Annotated in this window: 17 protein-coding genes; 12 read left to right on the plus strand and 5 right to left on the minus strand. The window is 58.7% G+C overall.

The features are described from left to right. Window positions 1-14: 14 nt before the first annotated feature. From accC to ACYASS_RS19500, 10 genes are all read left to right on the plus strand, one after another. Window positions 15-1,367, plus strand: coding sequence for an acetyl-CoA carboxylase biotin carboxylase subunit (gene accC / locus ACYASS_RS19455; RefSeq protein ID WP_463587322.1), 1,353 nt, complete (start codon window positions 15-17; stop codon window positions 1,365-1,367). After that, window positions 1,364-2,035 carry a 5-oxoprolinase subunit PxpB gene (pxpB, locus tag ACYASS_RS19460; protein WP_463587323.1) on the plus strand — a complete coding sequence of 224 codons (672 nt, stop codon included), beginning with the start codon at window positions 1,364-1,366 and terminating at the stop codon, window positions 2,033-2,035. Before accC ends, pxpB begins: the two co-directional genes overlap by 4 nt. Continuing rightward, a complete protein-coding gene (locus tag ACYASS_RS19465) occupies window positions 2,032-3,003 on the plus strand; it encodes a 5-oxoprolinase subunit C family protein (RefSeq protein ID WP_463587324.1) in 972 nt (323 codons plus the stop codon). Before pxpB ends, ACYASS_RS19465 begins: the two co-directional genes overlap by 4 nt. Before the next feature lie 10 nt (window positions 3,004-3,013). After that, a complete protein-coding gene (locus ACYASS_RS19470; RefSeq protein ID WP_463587325.1) occupies window positions 3,014-3,436 on the plus strand; it encodes an acetyl-CoA carboxylase biotin carboxyl carrier protein in 423 nt (140 codons plus the stop codon). Then, entirely contained in the window at window positions 3,433-4,200 is a 768-nt protein-coding gene (locus ACYASS_RS19475) for a LamB/YcsF family protein (RefSeq protein WP_463587326.1), read from the plus strand. The genes ACYASS_RS19470 and ACYASS_RS19475 overlap by 4 nt, the downstream gene beginning before the upstream one ends. Window positions 4,201-4,513: 313 nt before the next feature. Further along, window positions 4,514-5,266, plus strand: coding sequence for an SDR family oxidoreductase (locus ACYASS_RS19480; protein ID WP_463587327.1), 753 nt, complete (start codon window positions 4,514-4,516; stop codon window positions 5,264-5,266). A 105-nt stretch (window positions 5,267-5,371) separates the two neighbouring features. After that, window positions 5,372-6,070 carry an amino acid ABC transporter permease gene (locus ACYASS_RS19485; RefSeq protein ID WP_463587328.1) on the plus strand — a complete coding sequence of 233 codons (699 nt, stop codon included), beginning with the start codon at window positions 5,372-5,374 and terminating at the stop codon, window positions 6,068-6,070. 6 nt (window positions 6,071-6,076) lie between these two features. Next, window positions 6,077-6,820 (plus strand): amino acid ABC transporter permease, encoded by a 744-nt coding sequence (locus ACYASS_RS19490; RefSeq protein ID WP_463587329.1) that lies wholly within the window; start codon window positions 6,077-6,079, stop codon window positions 6,818-6,820. 22 nt (window positions 6,821-6,842) lie between these two features. Continuing rightward, the gene (locus ACYASS_RS19495; protein WP_176560589.1) at window positions 6,843-7,571 is read left to right on the plus strand and encodes an amino acid ABC transporter ATP-binding protein; all 729 of its coding nucleotides are present in this window, start codon (window positions 6,843-6,845) and stop codon (window positions 7,569-7,571) included. 57 nt (window positions 7,572-7,628) lie between these two features. Beyond that, the gene (locus tag ACYASS_RS19500) at window positions 7,629-8,462 is read left to right on the plus strand and encodes an ABC transporter substrate-binding protein (RefSeq protein WP_463587330.1); all 834 of its coding nucleotides are present in this window, start codon (window positions 7,629-7,631) and stop codon (window positions 8,460-8,462) included. Window positions 8,463-8,635: 173 nt separating this feature from the next. On the opposite strand, the gene ACYASS_RS19505 is transcribed toward ACYASS_RS19500, so the two are convergent. Beyond that, the gene (locus tag ACYASS_RS19505; protein ID WP_463587331.1) at window positions 8,636-10,447 is read right to left on the minus strand and encodes an ABC transporter ATP-binding protein; all 1,812 of its coding nucleotides are present in this window, start codon (window positions 10,445-10,447) and stop codon (window positions 8,636-8,638) included. 280 nt (window positions 10,448-10,727) lie between these two features. Between ACYASS_RS19505 and ACYASS_RS19510 the strand changes: the two genes are divergently transcribed. After that, window positions 10,728-11,162, plus strand: a complete 435-nt coding sequence (locus tag ACYASS_RS19510; protein WP_463587332.1) for a DUF1810 domain-containing protein — start codon at window positions 10,728-10,730, stop codon at window positions 11,160-11,162. A gap of 51 nt (window positions 11,163-11,213) precedes the next feature. Further along, window positions 11,214-11,444, plus strand: coding sequence for a DUF6555 family protein (locus tag ACYASS_RS19515; protein WP_463587333.1), 231 nt, complete (start codon window positions 11,214-11,216; stop codon window positions 11,442-11,444). Here ACYASS_RS19515 and ACYASS_RS19520 read toward each other — a convergent pair. From ACYASS_RS19520 to ACYASS_RS19535, 4 genes are all read right to left on the minus strand, one after another. After that, a complete protein-coding gene (locus ACYASS_RS19520; RefSeq protein WP_463587334.1) occupies window positions 11,441-12,586 on the minus strand; it encodes a DUF1615 domain-containing protein in 1,146 nt (381 codons plus the stop codon). The genes ACYASS_RS19515 and ACYASS_RS19520 overlap by 4 nt on opposite strands. A 116-nt stretch (window positions 12,587-12,702) precedes the next feature. Beyond that, window positions 12,703-13,611: a glutaminase B gene (gene glsB / locus ACYASS_RS19525; RefSeq protein WP_122661880.1), complete on the minus strand. Its 909-nt coding sequence runs from the start codon at window positions 13,609-13,611 to the stop codon at window positions 12,703-12,705. A 213-nt stretch (window positions 13,612-13,824) separates the two neighbouring features. Further along, the gene (pnuC, locus tag ACYASS_RS19530; protein ID WP_243247352.1) at window positions 13,825-14,418 is read right to left on the minus strand and encodes a nicotinamide riboside transporter PnuC; all 594 of its coding nucleotides are present in this window, start codon (window positions 14,416-14,418) and stop codon (window positions 13,825-13,827) included. Window positions 14,419-14,476: 58 nt separating this feature from the next. After that, on the minus strand, window positions 14,477-15,313 hold the full coding sequence (locus ACYASS_RS19535; RefSeq protein ID WP_463587335.1) for a 5'-nucleotidase, lipoprotein e(P4) family: 837 nt from the start codon (window positions 15,311-15,313) through the stop codon (window positions 14,477-14,479).

A 15,313-nucleotide genomic window follows, 5' to 3' on the forward strand; every position in this document is an offset into this window, starting at 1 on the left:
TTTAGGTGCTCACAATGTTCAATAAAGTGCTGATCGCCAACCGTGGCGAAATTGCCCTGCGTATCCAGCGCGCCTGTCGGGGTCTGGGTCTGAAAACCGTAGTCGTGTACTCCGAGGCTGACCGCCACGCGCAATACGTCACCCAAGCGGACGAAGCCTTGTGTATTGGCCCCGCAGCGCCGACCCACAGTTACCTGAATCAGACTGCCCTGCTGTTTGCCGCGCAAGTCAGTGGTGCTCAGGCGATACACCCGGGCTACGGTTTTTTGTCCGAGAACGCCGACTTTGCAGAACGCATTGAAGCAGCAGGTCTGACGTTTATCGGACCCAGCGCTGAATGCATCCGCACCATGGGTGACAAGGTGGCCGCCAAGCGGGCCATGCGCGAAGCCGGTGTGCCGTGCGTGCCGGGGCCTGATTCGAGCATGTCCAGTGACCCGCAGGCGATCCTCGCCGTAGCGCGTGAAATTGGTTATCCGGTAATCGTCAAAGCCGCTGGGGGCGGCGGTGGCCGTGGCATGCGCGTGGTCCAGCAAGAAGCGGAATTACTCGACGCTATTGCCCTGACCCGGGAAGAAGCCCGTCTGGCCTTCGGCAATCCCGAGCTATACATCGAAAAGTTTCTCGGCCATCCGCGTCACGTGGAAATCCAGGTGCTGTGCGATGCCTACGGCAATGCCGTGTGGCTGGGCAGTCGCGACTGTTCGTTGCAACGTCGCCATCAGAAGGTACTCGAAGAAGCCCCGGCTCCGGGCATCGATCCACAACTGATCGCGCATGTAGGCGAGCGTTGTGTGAAGGCCTGTCAGCAGATCGGTTATCGCGGCGTAGGCACCTTTGAGTTTCTCTACGAAGACGGCCAGTTCTTCTTCATTGAAATGAATACACGTTTACAGGTCGAGCACCCGGTCACCGAGATGACCACCGGGATCGACATTGTTCAGCAGCAGATACGCATGGCCCGTGGGGAACGTCTGGAGTTACGTCAGGCGGATATCGTCACCAGCGGTCACTCGCTGGAGTGCCGGATCAACGCCGAGGACCCACTGAGTTTCATGCCAACGCCGGGGCAGATCACGCGCTGGGAAGTGCCCGGTGGCTTTGGCGTTCGAGTCGACTCCCACGTCACCACGGGCTATCGCGTACCGCCCTACTACGACTCGATGGTCGCCAAGGTCATCAGCCATGGCGCAACGCGCGGAGAGGCGCTGGCACGTATGCGCCTGGCACTCAGCGAGCTGTACGTCGAAGGCATCTCCACCAACATTCCCTTGCACCGGGAAATCCTCGACGACCCGGCGTTCTGTGCCGGTGGCGTCGACATTCATCATCTTGAGCACTGGTTAAAGCAACGGAGCCCGCAATGAGCATCGCTCTCCCGGACACACGTCCGACCATCAGCTTGCTGGGCACCACTGCCCTGCTCTTCGAAGCGCCCGGCAGTCTTGATCTGGCTGCGCAACAACGCATCTGGGCCATGGCGCAGATGACTGAACAATGGCCGGAATTCCGCGAATCGGTGCCGGGCATGAACAATCTGATGCTGACTTTCACTGTCCCGCCGCGCCACCTGAGCGCCTTGACCGAACGCCTTCTACAGGCTTGGGAAGCCAGTGAACCGCTGCCGCTTGAGGGCCGGATCATCGAATTGCCGGTGGTGTATGGCGGCGAGTTCGGGCCGCACATGGACGACGTGATCGCCCACACCGGGCTCGATATTGAAGCCATTGCGCACCTGCACAGCGAACCGCTTTACCCGGTGTATGCCTTGGGCAGCCACCCGGGCTACTGCTATCTGGGCGGCATGGATCCACGCATTGCCACGCCACGGCGCAAAGTGCCGGTGCTGAGTATTGGCGCAGGCGCGGTGTCCATCGGTGGCGTGCAGACCGGTGTTTCTGCCTCCGCAGGCCCGAGCGGCTGGAACACCATTGGCCGCACCGAAATGGTCTTTTTCGACCCCGCTCAATCTCCTCCGGCGCTGTTGCAGCCGGGCGACCTGCTGCGCTTTCGCATCGAGAGGATCATTCGATGATCGAGATTCTATCTGCCACAGCGTTGGCAACCGTTCAGGACCTGGGCCGCATCGGCAGTCTGGGTTATGGCGTGGGTACTTCCGGCGCCATGGACACACTGGCGGTAGCGACCGGCAATATTCTGCTGGGCAACGCCGAAGAGGCAGCCGCCATCGAGATTCCGGTATTCCCCTTCGAAGTGCGCTTGCTTGAAGACTGCGCCTTTGCTGTAACCGGAGCCGCCTGCGCGGCCGATCTGGACGGTGTTGGGTTCCCGCCAAACTGGGTAATGCAGGGATTGAAGGGCCAGACACTGACCATCAATCAGCCGGTTGCGGGTTGCCGTGCTTACCTGTGCCTGGCCGGTGGCGTTGACGTACCGATGGTGCTGGGTTCGCGCAGCACCCAACTGCGGGGCGAATTCGGCGGCTTTCAAGGCCGGGCCTTGCAGCAAGGCGATCGACTGGCTGCCGCTGCGCCGGGACTGCTCGCCCGCTCTGTGGATTTTGGTGTACTGAGCCCGACTCATGCACTACCGCTCAGTGTCGATGGGGTTGTCGCCATGCGCGTGCTGCCCGCTGCGGAATATCAGGCATTCAAGGCTGATTCCCGCGCTTCGTTCTGGAGCGACGACTGGAAGATCACCTCACAGAGCAACCGTTACGGTTTCCGTCTGGAAGGCACGCCGGTCCTGCCCGAGCAGGCCATGGAAGTCCGCTCTCACGGCATCGTGCCCGGTGTGATTCAAGTGCCTCACGGCGGCCAGCCGATCATTCAGATGCGTGACGCACAGCCCAGCGGCGGTTATCCGAAGTTCGGCACCGTGATTGAGGCAGACCTGTGGCGCCTGGGTCAGGCAGCCATCGGCAGCCGGATTCGTTTCATCGAATGCAGTTACGACCAGGCATTGGATGCTCTTGAGCAAAATCAGGCTTATCTGGCTGAAGTGCGACGCCTTGTGGCCCTGCAGAATCTGGCCCGGCGCTGAGGAGCGAAGCATGAACATTGAACAGATTCGCCAGTTGGTCGCTGACCTGACCACCGCCGGTTTGTCCGGTGCAGAAATCGATAAACCGGGGTTCAAGCTGAGCTTGAAGCGTGGTATTGCCGATGAGTACTCCAGTTCGACTGAGGCCTTTGAAAACCTGCCTGAGCCGGACGCGCTGCAGATCAAGGCTAGCGGTGTAGGCAGGTTGCTGCTGGCCCATCCGGACGACAGCATCGTGCTCGCGCCTGTTGGCAGTGACATCAAGACCGGTCAACTCATCGCGATTCTGGCCGTTGGTACTTTGCTGCTGCCGGTGCACAGCCAGCATGCCGGTCAGGTTTGCCGCGTGCTGGTAGCCAATGGCGCGACCGTCAGTTACGGCCAGCCGTTAATCAACCTCTTACCTTTCGACGCCGACGCGGTGCAACCATGAAGATTGATTTGAATGCCGATATGGGCGAAGGCTTCGGTGCCTGGCGCATGGGCGAAGACGAAGCGCTGATGGAGGTCATTTCCTCGGCCAACGTCGCCTGTGGCTTCCATGCCGGCGACCCATTGATCATGAACAACACAGCAATGCTGGCCAAAGCCAAAGGCATTGATCTGGGGGCTCACGTCGGCTTTCCTGACCTGATGGGTTTTGGCCGTCGGCAGATGAATATCGAGATCAAAGAGCTGTGCACCTATGTGACGTATCAACTCGGCTCGCTGGCCGCCATCGCCAGAGTCGCCGGGCATCACATGACTCACATGAGCTTTCATGGCGCGCTGGGCAACATGGTCGCTGCCGATGCCGACATGGCGGCGCAGTTGATTCGCACAGTGGCGGCGTTTGATCCCGAGATCATCGTCAGTTCATCCAGCAGCCGCGCCATTGAAACGGCTGCAAGCCAAAACAATCTGCGGGTCGCGACGACCTTTCTGGCAGATCGCGCCTATGACGACGACTGCCTGCTGGTGCCGCGCAAGATCGCCAACTCGGTAATCAAGGACCCCGCCGCTGTGTTGCAACGGGTTCGCCAATTGCTCGAATACGGCACCGTGACCAGCATCAATGGCAAGGTGATCAAGATCAACGCCTGCTCAATATTGCTCCACGGCGACACCCCTGGCGCAGTCGAACTGGCGCGAACCGTGCGCACTGAAATCGAATCGGCGGGTGGGCTGATCGTGCCGATCAGCCGGTTGTTGGCGTGAGTGCTGTCGCGCGGTAAATGCAAAACCTGTAGGAGCGAGCTTGCTCACGATAGCACTCAGTCAGGCGAAATTTTTTACTCAATAGCCGCTATCGCGAGCAAGCTCGCTCCTACAGATAATCATTACAATTCATATAGTTAAATCTCTAGCCAAGGAAGCCTCCAAGCGTCATAAGAGACGCTTATAGCCTCACAGCCATTCCGTCTTGGTCGTCAGGGTTGCTGCTGGATAGAGTCGATACATCAGCAACACCAGACCGTATTTAACGTTCACCGGACAGACCGGTGAACCAATGGATTCAGAGGTACACGCAATGCCATTTTCCGATTACAAAACCGCGCTGGTCACCGGCGCCTCTTCCGGTATCGGTGCCGCCGTGGTTGAGCGCCTGTGCCAGGAAGGTATTGAAGTGCATGCCATTGCCCGCAGCGCCGACAAGCTCGCCGAGCTGGCAGCACGCACCGGTTGCATCGCCCACGCGATCGACGTGACCGATCTGCCGGCCCTGACCGCGCTGTTCGAACAACACAGCTTCGACATTCTGGTCAATAACGCAGGTGTTGATCGTCCGGGCTCAATCCTTGCTGCGGACGCTGAAGGCATCGACTTCCTGATCGACGTCAACCTGCGCGCAGTACTGCATCTGGCCCGCCTGGCCCTGCCCGGCATGGTCGAGCGTGACAGCGGTCACATCATCAACATCAGCTCCATCGCCGCGGCCTACAACTTCGGCGGCAACTCCACGTATCACGCGACCAAAGCCGCTGTGAGCATGCTCTCGCGCCAGTTGCGCATTGACGCCTTCGGCAAGCGTGTGCGGGTCACCGAAATCTGTCCGGGCCGGGTTGCCACTGACATCTTTGCCCATGTGCATGGCGACTCCGAAGAGACCTACAAACGCTTCGTCGAAGGGTTCGAATTGCCGGTGGCTGCTGACATTGCCAATGCCATCGCCTTCGCGATCGCAGCCCCGGTTGCGGTGAACATCGGCCATATGGAAATCACCCCGACGCTGCAAGTACCCGGCGGCCTTTCCACGGCCCGTCCGCAGGACTATCAGGGTTGAGTTCAGCCCAAGCGACCAGAACGGACTGATCCGTCAATGCGCTCTTTTGGCCAGGCCAGTGCCTGGCATTTTTTCTGCCCCTACCAATGCCGATAGGGATTGACCATGAATGACTTCGATCTAGCCCCGATCCTCACCGGCGAATACGCCGAGTTGATCGTCAAGGGCATCGAAATGACGTTGCAACTGGCGCTGTTCGCCTGGTGCCTGGCCATGCTGCTCGCGCTGGTTCTGGTGACGGTGCGCCTGACCGGCAACAGATACGCCAATGGTCTGGTGGCGGCCTACGTTTCCTACCACCGCAATGTGCCGACGCTGGTGCAATTGATGCTCTGGTATTTCGGTATTCCAACCTTGCTGTCGACCTCCACCCAGGTCTGGCTGGCGGGTTACAACACTGAGTATCTGTTTTCGGTCATCGCGCTGGGCCTGTGTCAGGCAGCCTACTTCAGCGAAGACATTCGTAGCGGCCTGCGCGCCATTCCATCCGGTCAAACCGAAGCGTCACGGGCGCTGGGCATGGGCTACGTGCGTTCGATGCGTTACGTGATCCTGCCGCAGGGCGTGCGCAACTGCCTGCCGTCATTGATCAACCACACCGTGCTGCTGTTCAAGAACACCAGCCTGGCCATGGCCATTGGCGTGATGGAGTTGACCTACGCCACTCGCGAAGTCGAGAACTACACGTTCCGCACCTTTGAATCCTTTCTGGTCGCCTCGGTGGTGTACCTGGCCTTTTCGCTGCTGCTGATGGGCTTGGGTGCCCTGCTTGCCAAGCGATTCAACAAAGCCCTGGCGAGGTAAGCGAACATGTTCGATATCTTCACGATCCTTCAGCAGAACTGGACGCTGTTCCTTATTGGCCAATATCCACACGGTCCGTTGGGCGGCCTGGCAGCAACCTTGATTCTGGCGGTACTGGCGCTGATCTTCGCCTTCCCTCTTGGGCTGTTGCTGGCAATGGCGCGGATTTCCCCATGGGCACCGCTGCGCTGGTTCTCGACCGTATGGGTTTACGTACTGCGCGGCATTCCGCTACTGATGGTGATCTTCTGGACCTACTTCCTGGTGCCGCTGCTGATCGGCCACAACATCACCGGTTTCACTACGATGCTGTGCACCCTGGTGATCTACCAGAGCGCTTACCTGAGCGAAATCATTCGCGGCAGCATTCAAGCCTTGCCGAGCGGCCAATACGAAGCGTCCCGTGCGCTGGGCATGGGCTACATGCGCACCACAATCTGGGTGATTCTGCCTCAGGCGCTTTATAACGCCCTGCCCAGTCTGCTCAGCCAGTTCATTTCCATCATCAAAGAAACCTCGTTGGGCTACGTGATCAACGTGCAGGAAATCACCTTCGCCGCCAATCAGGTCAACAACCAGTTGCTGACCAAGCCGTTCCAGGTGTTTTTCATCCTTGCTGTCATCTACTACCTGCTGTGTTTCGCCCTGACTCATCTGGCCGACTGGCTGGAGCGGCGCATTGCCCGCAAGCGTCTGGGCACCGTAACTGCTGCCGCCGTCGACAGCCCTTTGCTGACCCCCATTAATTGAAGAGGGCTGACTCATGCGTCCAATGATCATGTTTTCCAACGTCAACAAGTGGTACGGCGAGTACCAGGCGCTGACCAACCTCACCGCCCAAGTGAACACCGGCGAAGTGGTAGTGCTGTGTGGGCCGTCGGGCTCGGGCAAGTCAACCCTGATCCGTACCGTCAACCGTCTGGAAGACATCCAGAAAGGCCAGATCCTGTTCGATGGTCAAGACGTGAACGGCACTGATGCGAACGTCAATCGCCTGCGCAGCCGGGTGGGCTTCGTGTTTCAGAGCTTCAACCTGTTCCCGCATCTGTCGGTGCTGGACAACATCATCCTGTCACCGACCAAGACCCTGGGGCTCAAAGGTTCGGCTGCAAAAGAACGCGCCATGCAGTTGCTGGACCGTGTGGGCCTGGCGCACAAGGCGGGGGCTTATCCGGCGCAATTGTCCGGCGGCCAGCAACAGCGAGTGGCGATTGCCCGAGCCTTGGCTATGGAACCACCGGTGATGCTGTTCGACGAACCCACCAGCGCCCTCGACCCGGAAATGGTCGGCGAAGTGCTGAGTGTCATGAAAGGCCTGGCCAAAGACGGCATGACCATGATGTGCGTGACACACGAGATGAATTTCGCCCGCGAAGTCGCTGACACCATCTGGTTCATGGACGCCGGGCAGATCCTGGAAAAAAGCGACCCAGAGAGCTTTTTCAGCCAACCCCAACACCCTCGCGCCCAGCGCTTCATCGCTGACCTGCGCGCGCACTGATTATTAAAACTGCCGCTGGACCTGCTCTTAACTCATCCTGAATTTCTGGAGTTTCCCATGCGTATCAAGCATCTGTTCGCCGCTGTAGCTTTGAGTCCTTTGGCAGTCACCGTCGCCCACGCCGATCAACTGAGCGACATCATGGCCAAACAGTCGTTGAGCTGCGGTGTGTATGCCGATGTCCCGCCGTTCTCCGCGCCGGACCCGAAAACCCGTGAACTGGTAGGCATGGACGTGGACCTTTGTACGGCGCTGGCAAAGAAGCTGGGCGTCAAGCTGGAGCTCAAGCCGATGTCGGTTGAAGCACGGGTTCCCGAAGTAAAAATGGGCCGCGTCGACGTGCTGTTCGCCAACCTGGCGTACACCAAAACCCGCGCCGACCAGATCCAGTTCAGCGACCCGTACTACATCGCCAAGGAAACCCTGGTGGTTCACGCGGTCAACGCCGACAAGGACAAGGCGTTCTTCAAAGGCAAGCGCATCAGCTCTACCAAGGGCTCGACTTCTGAACAATCGATCCGTATCGCCGAGGCCATTCCAGTGACCTTCCAGGACACCGGCTCGGCCTACATGGCGTTGCAGCAGAACAAGGTTCTGGGCCTGGTCACCAACACCATGACTGCCATCAAACTGGTCAATCAGGCCAAGGCGTCCGGCATTGAACTGGCCATTGCCAAAGAACCGATGGCCCTTGAGCCGATTGGTGCAGGCATGCGCAAGGATGAGCCAGCCTTCCTCGCCAAGGTCAACGAATCGCTGAAAGCCATGGACGATGCTGGCGAGATCGACGCCATTTGGGAACGCTGGATCGGCCCGAACACCGAATACAAAATGGTCCGCGAAGACAAAGTGCAAAGCTTGAGTGCGCTGAAGTTTGATCCTTTGCCGTAATGGTTGGATTCCCTAGGCTGAGTGTGTGGCAGATTCTTTTTCTACCTGCTAGCTGAGACCTTTGTGGGAGCAGAGCTTGCTCGCGATAAGGCAGGACGCGGTCCAATTTAGATCGCGTCCAGCCTTATCGCGAGCAAGCTCTGCTCCCACTGCGATAGAGGGTGGTCAGTCTCCTACCGATACCCCCGCGCCTGCAAATCAAACAGCTCGGCATAGCGGCCACCCGCAGCCACCAGGCTGGCGTGATCGCCCCGCTCCAGCACCCTGCCCTTATCCAGCACCACGATATGGTCCGCGTTACGCACACTCGAAAAACGATGGGAAATCAGCAGCGTCATGCGCCCCTTGGCGTACTCGCGGAAGTGATCAAATACCGCTGCCTCCGCCCCGGCATCCAGTGCAGCGGTCGGCTCGTCCAGAATCAGAATGTCTGCGTTACGGCGCATGTAAGCCCGGGACAAGGCGATCTTCTGCCACTGCCCGCCTGACAGCTCCTGCCCGCCTGCAAACCACCTGCCCAGTTGCGTGGCATAGCCTTTGTCCAGCTGCTCGATAAACTCCGCTGCCATGCCTTGGCTGGCCGCCTCGCGCCAACGATTCTCTTCGCCAAACGCATCGATATCGCCAACACCCAGGTTTTCGCCAACCACGAACTGGTAGCGAATGTAGTCCTGGAAGATGACCCCGATGCGTCGTCGCAACGCATCTTCGTTCCAGTCATTGAGGTCACTGCCGTCGAGCAGGATGCGCCCCTGATTGGGCCGATACAGACGGGTCAGCAACTTGATCAGCGTCGTCTTGCCGGAGCCGTTTTCGCCAACCAACGCTACGCTGCGACCGGGCATCAAATGCAGGTCGATGTTCTCAAGCGTTACGTGACTGGAGCCCGGATAACTGAAACTGACACCTTCAAACCGCAAGCCATCGCCAGGCGATATACCTGCGGTCACATGACCGGTTTCCACCGGCACGGGTTGCCCAAGGTATTCGTACAGATCGGCGAGGTACAAACCGTCTTCGTACAGTCCGCTGATTGCGCTGAGGCTGCTGCTGACTGCGCTTTGTCCCTGTTTGAACAACACCAGATACATGGTCATCTGCCCCAGGGTGATCTTGCCGTGCACCGCGTCGATCACGATCCAGGCGTAGGCCAGATAGAACGCGCTGGTGCCCAACAGCCCCAGCAGAAAGCCCCAGCCATCGCGACGCAGGGTGAGCTTGCGGTCTTCGGCGTACAGCCGCTGGAAGGTGTCGCGATAACGCTGCATCAACAAGGGGCCAAAACCGAACAGCTTGACCTCCTTGATATAGGTTTCATGAGAAAGCAGCGTCTCGATGTAATTCTGCTGACGGCTTTCCGGAGCGCGTCGGGTGAACAGTCGAAACGCATCACCAGAGAAATGCGCCTCGGCGAAGAATACCGGCAGCGCACCGATCACCAGAATCAACAGCGCCCACGGCGAAAAGTGCACCAGCAGAATGCCAAAGCTGATCAGCGAAATCAGGTTCTGGATCAGCCCGAGGGATTTGGTCACCAGTGCAAGCGGCCGGGTCGAGGCCTCTCGACGAACCCGCACCAGCTTGTCGTAGAACTCGGAATCCTCGAACTGGATCAGTGACAGGGTCTGGGCTTTCTCAAGAATCAGTGTGTTGACCTTCTGGCCCAACTGCACCCGCAACAGCGATTGCTGCACGGACAATGCGCGCTGAGTTCCGGCCAGCAACGCCAACACCCCGGCCTCCATCAACACATAACGCAACACCGGCCACAATGGCGCCTCGCCAGCGGCCGCGTGCAATTGCATGGCGGCGACCACGGCATCGACGATACGCTGACCCAGCCAGGCGGCCAGCGCAGGCAAAATACCGGCCATCAGTGTGGCAACGATCAGGCCCAGAGACAGACCACGGGAGGTGGTCCAGACCAAGCCCATGGCACGACGCGCTTGATCGAGAAAAGCGGTGAAACGACTGACAACAGGCATGCGTGGGGAGACTCTGAAAGGCTGAAATGAAAACTTGCTGGCGGTGACATTTGGAGCTCACGAGCACCAAACCACATACAAACTACTGGATTGAAATGTATCTCCTGTAGGAGCGGCCTAAGGCTGCGAAGCATTTATCCTGACAGATCGCGATCGCAGCCTTCGGCAGCTCCTACAGATCCTGTTTTTGCTGCGCAACAGCGTGATTTCAGGTACATCGCTCCAGGTACTGAACATGTTAACGGCTAAGCTCACATCATAAGCTCTGAGGACGTGCAACATGGAAGACACCTACGATTTACAGCGGTTCGTCGACGCACAAGACCCGGTGTTCGCAAAAGTGCTCGAAGAGCTGAGCGCTGGTCGCAAACACAGCCACTGGATGTGGTTCGTTTTCCCGCAGATCATTGGCCTGGGTCGTAGCGAGATGGCGCGCCGTTTTGCGATCACTTGCCTGGACGAAGCCCGGGCCTACCTTGCCCACCCGATTCTGGGACCGCGTCTCGAACAATGCGCGACGCTCATCGAACCCCACACCCAATGGACCGCACGACAGATATTCGGCTCGCCGGACAATATAAAACTGCAGTCCAGCATGACTCTTTTCGCTGCCGCAGCGCCTGAGCGCAAAGTTTTTCAACGCGTCCTCGATACGTTCTTCGATGGCCGCCAGGACACATTAACGCTCGAAAGGTTAAGCAACAAAAACGACTGAACCATCAGAAGGCCACTAATGTCATAACGCTACCAAACCTTGGAGCGCCCTATGGCAATTAGCCGACATTTCGAGATCCGCTACTGGATCCACGGGCAACTGAAACTGTTCGTACAAGCTGACTCACAAATGACCGACACCGATGCCTGGTACTACGCCTGCCTGCACGCGGGTATTGGCGTGTTGCACAATCTGTCGCCACCTCCCGAGGAGATCGTCCTGCTCAAGCATCACGCGCAGCGTGCGGGGCTGACCGACGTCAGTTGGCAAGAACTCCCCTAGCGCCCTGCCCGCTGCACGCACCGTTCACGTCGATCATCGACACGCTCGGCAAACCAGGCGGTTGTCAGGTCACGGGTGATCTTCGGGCTTTGCAGCGTGATGCCCGGCAGGATCGCCCGGGGCAACGGCTTGCCTGCTGTCTGATCGGCAAGCCTGAATACCCGCTCGTACACTTCAGTCTCCTGAAATTCCAGCGTGTCTCCTTGTTTGAGCTGGCTGAAAATAGCCGAATTGCTCATGTCCAGACGCTTGCCCAACGTGCGAATCGCCAGCTCGGTGGCGCCCGGAGACGTCGAATCGTAGCGGATCAGGTCACCGTCCAGCGCCAGTTTGATACCCGTGGCGCGGCTGACAGCGCTCTGGAAGGCGGCATTGCGACTGGCGTACCAGCCGGCGTTGAAATCGGCGAAACGGTAGAGAGACTGCGGGTAATCAGCCGGGTAGCCGAGCAAATGGGCGATCCCGAAATACATGCCGCCACGTCGAGTGAATACTTCACGGCGTATCGTCCCATCAACCGGATAGGGATAACCCTTGGCCTGTTTCTCGGCGAAGGCGATGCTGACTTGCATCGGCCCGCCAGTGTGCACCGGGTTCAGGCTGCCGAACAGGGTCTGCCCCATCGGGACCATGCCAATGAAATCATCAAAGAGAGCGCTCAGGTCCTTCTCGGTACGCGCCGCTTCCAGCCGCGCAGCGTAGGTTTTGCCGTTGGGCGAACGAATCTTCAAGGCACGGTTGATGAGCACCTGAGGGATATGCAAGCGGGCGGCACGACGATCTATTTCACCACGAGCGATTCTCGCCATTCCGGGTACAGCCGGATCAACTTGATAAGTGGACTCCTGCTCGGTGACCGCCAATACAGAACACAGGTTTTCCGTGCTGGGTTCCAATTCCTGGGCTGTAAAAGCGGTCTGGATATCCGCAGCCCAGCCCTCCCGGTCAGGGGTTTTGGCGGGCATCAGACGCACGATCTGCGCACGTATCTGGCCCGGTGTCAGCTCAGGTGCCTGCTGGCTGCGTTGTGTGCCGCACGCCGCGAGCAACAGGCCGCCGAGCGCGATCACGAGTGGCTTGAATACGCCTGGAACACGGAGCGAAAACCCGAAAACCGGCAGCATTGATCGATTCAAAAGCATGCGTCCCCTGGGGCTACTGAAATTGGAATCAGCCTGATGGCGACTGTTTCGAACTCAATAGACCCACGCAGAAGCGCGAATGCTCGGAGATTTACCGTATTCCCATGAAGGGGCGGTCAGAACACCGACCATTCAATACGCGAGCTGAGCTTTTCCAGTGCCGCCATGCCCGCAAGAGAGTTGCCCGCGGCATTGAGCTCAGGCGACCAGACGCACACCGTAAAACGCCCCGGCACTACTGCCACGATGCCTCCACCTACCCCGCTCTTGCCGGGCAAACCGACTCGATAGGCAAAGTTGCCTGCCTCGTCGTAAAGCCCGCTGGTGGCCATGATCGAATTGAGTTGCTTGGTCTGCCGCGCACTGAGGATTTGCTCACCGCTGTGCACGCAATATCCCTGATTGGCGAGGAAGCCAAAGGCACGCGCCAGATCGACACAACTCATGCTCAAGGCGCAGTGATGGAAGTAACTGCGCAGTACCGCTTCCACCTCACCATGGAAGTTGTCGAAGGATTTCATCAGATAGGCAGCTGCTGCGTTGCGTGAACGGTGCTGGTATTCGGATTCGGCGACTTTAGAGTCGGAAATAATCTCGGGGTTACCGCACAGACGTCGCACAAAATCACGCATGGACAGCGCTGGAGCGGCGAAGCGCGACTGGTTGATATCGCAGATCACCAAGGCCCCGGCATTGATGAACGGGTTGCGTGGTTTGCCTCGTTCGAACTCCAGTTGCACCAGCGAATTGAATGGCTGGCCCGACGGCTCGTGCCCCAGGCGCTGCCAGATGTCCTCACCTGAGTGGCCAATGGCTTGAACCAGGCTGAAGACCTTGGAGATACTCTGGATCGAAAAGCGCGTCTCGGCATCACCTGCGCAATACAGCTCACCGTCGTTGCCATATACGGCAATACCCAATTGATTAGCAGGCACCTCGCCCAACGCCGGAATGTAGTTGGCGACCTTGCCCATTCCAATCAAAGGACGTACTTCGTCGAGTATCTCGTTCAGCAACTTCTGCATGGATGCGCTCATTGTTTTCAGGACCGCATGCTAGACGATCAATGGGCGCAGCGCATCACACAGGTTACCGCTGACTCGGCCGCGACAGAGGACGTGTGGGAGCGCACGAGCACCGCGTGGCCGCGATAGCGGTGTATCAGACAGACCGCCACCGCTGGCCTCGTAACCTCAGTGACCTCCTACAGATTTGGGTCAACTCAGCGATTTGCTGGCTCAAGCCCCGGCGCCCAATTCACCGCGCCGGGATTCCTGACTCAACAAATCCCGCCGCCAGGCGCGGTAGCCGTAGAACGCCAGCACCACGAAACCTGCATATAAACCGGCAGTCAGGTCCAGATCACGATGCAGGTACATGCCGACATACACGCAGTCGAGGACGATCCATAACCACCAACTGGCCACGTACTTGCGGGCAGCCCAGACGCTGGCGACCAGGCTGAAGGCTGTCAGCGAAGCGTCCAGCCACGGAACGACCGCGTCGGTAAAGTGCGCCATCAGCCCTCCGAGAAGCACGGCTGCCAGCGCTCCGACGATCAGGTTCAACACAGCTGTGTTCAGCGGCAGACGTGCCACATGCACCTTGCCATCGTCCAGCCCACCCTGACTCCAGCACCACCAGCCGTAGCCTTGAAGGAAGGCAAAAATCACCTGCAGCAACATGTCCGAATAAAGCTTTGCGTCGTAAAAAATCCACGCATACAGCAACACCGCCACCACACTCACTGGCCAGCACCAGCGAATACGCTGGGTGGTGAGCCACACGCCGATGATGTTGATGACCACCGCAATGATTTCCAGCGTTGACATGGTTTGCCCCTCGGTCCACTGGCGCCGGGCGCCAGCCTGGACAGCCTTGGCTGTGAAGTTATTGCTGGAGATCCAGCGCCTGTTGTTTGAGCTCGCGTTTACGCGTCATGGGCAGGTCTTCCTGATCGCCATAAGGTGCGCTGTACCATTTGCCATAAGTCGGATTGGGCAACAGGAACCAGCGTTGCCCCAACCAGGAAAGATAAGGCTCGGCCGCCTTGCGTTGTGCCGCAAGGTTATTGCCCCCGGCCTGAACGAAATCGCCAAACGAATCCCCCACCAGCATCAGTACCCGTGCGTGACTGGCGACCCATTGGCGGCGACAGGTTTTACCGTATCCGTCTTTTTCACAGCCCCCCGTGGGGGTTGCAGCAGCCAATACCTGCTGCGAATCGCTCACCGGAAAGCCTCGCAGGCGAAGGTTTTTCACTGTCGCCGCTACTTGCGAATGCTCACGGTTGGTCAGGTAATACACCTTCACGCCGCGTTGGGTAGCGGCTTGAAGGAAGCCCACTGCGCCCGGTAGCGCCTGGGCTTTGGCCTCGTCAACCCACACATTCCAGCGGTCGTAGGAATAGATCTCGTCGTTGCGAATATCACGGGCATTGAGCGGGATGTTATCGAGCAAGGTTTCGTCGATATCGACGATCACCGCGGGCGGCAGGCCAGTCAGGTCACGTGGTGGTTGCGCCAAGGCGTCCCATTTCGGGTCAGCCAGCGCGACATCCAGTTGCCGGGTGGCGCTGTCGAACACCTGCCGATAAATCAATTCGTGCTCGATAGACGTTTGCGTCCACAGCACGGCGTCCAGTTGATCATTGGCCGGAGGCCGTTGCTGACACCCAACGAGTGCAGCGCATACCAACAGCGTGCCACTTATAAAAAACTTGCTCAT

It is taken from the genome of Pseudomonas sp. HP_14, from assembly GCF_055283875.1.

Coding starts and splice junctions, on each gene's coding strand:
- accC (WP_463587322.1), top strand. CDS start 15: ATGTTCAATAAAGTGCTGATCGCCAACCGTGGCGAAATTGCCCTGCGT.
- pxpB (WP_463587323.1), top strand. CDS start 1,364: ATGAGCATCGCTCTCCCGGACACACGTCCGACCATCAGCTTGCTGGGC.
- ACYASS_RS19465 (WP_463587324.1), top strand. CDS start 2,032: ATGATCGAGATTCTATCTGCCACAGCGTTGGCAACCGTTCAGGACCTG.
- ACYASS_RS19470 (WP_463587325.1), top strand. CDS start 3,014: ATGAACATTGAACAGATTCGCCAGTTGGTCGCTGACCTGACCACCGCC.
- ACYASS_RS19475 (WP_463587326.1), top strand. CDS start 3,433: ATGAAGATTGATTTGAATGCCGATATGGGCGAAGGCTTCGGTGCCTGG.
- ACYASS_RS19480 (WP_463587327.1), top strand. CDS start 4,514: ATGCCATTTTCCGATTACAAAACCGCGCTGGTCACCGGCGCCTCTTCC.
- ACYASS_RS19485 (WP_463587328.1), top strand. CDS start 5,372: ATGAATGACTTCGATCTAGCCCCGATCCTCACCGGCGAATACGCCGAG.
- ACYASS_RS19490 (WP_463587329.1), top strand. CDS start 6,077: ATGTTCGATATCTTCACGATCCTTCAGCAGAACTGGACGCTGTTCCTT.
- ACYASS_RS19495 (WP_176560589.1), top strand. CDS start 6,843: ATGATCATGTTTTCCAACGTCAACAAGTGGTACGGCGAGTACCAGGCG.
- ACYASS_RS19500 (WP_463587330.1), top strand. CDS start 7,629: ATGCGTATCAAGCATCTGTTCGCCGCTGTAGCTTTGAGTCCTTTGGCA.
- ACYASS_RS19505 (WP_463587331.1), bottom strand. CDS start 10,447: ATGCCTGTTGTCAGTCGTTTCACCGCTTTTCTCGATCAAGCGCGTCGT.
- ACYASS_RS19510 (WP_463587332.1), top strand. CDS start 10,728: ATGGAAGACACCTACGATTTACAGCGGTTCGTCGACGCACAAGACCCG.
- ACYASS_RS19515 (WP_463587333.1), top strand. CDS start 11,214: ATGGCAATTAGCCGACATTTCGAGATCCGCTACTGGATCCACGGGCAA.
- ACYASS_RS19520 (WP_463587334.1), bottom strand. CDS start 12,586: ATGCTTTTGAATCGATCAATGCTGCCGGTTTTCGGGTTTTCGCTCCGT.
- glsB (WP_122661880.1), bottom strand. CDS start 13,611: ATGCAGAAGTTGCTGAACGAGATACTCGACGAAGTACGTCCTTTGATT.
- pnuC (WP_243247352.1), bottom strand. CDS start 14,418: ATGTCAACGCTGGAAATCATTGCGGTGGTCATCAACATCATCGGCGTG.
- ACYASS_RS19535 (WP_463587335.1), bottom strand. CDS start 15,313: ATGAGCAAGTTTTTTATAAGTGGCACGCTGTTGGTATGCGCTGCACTC.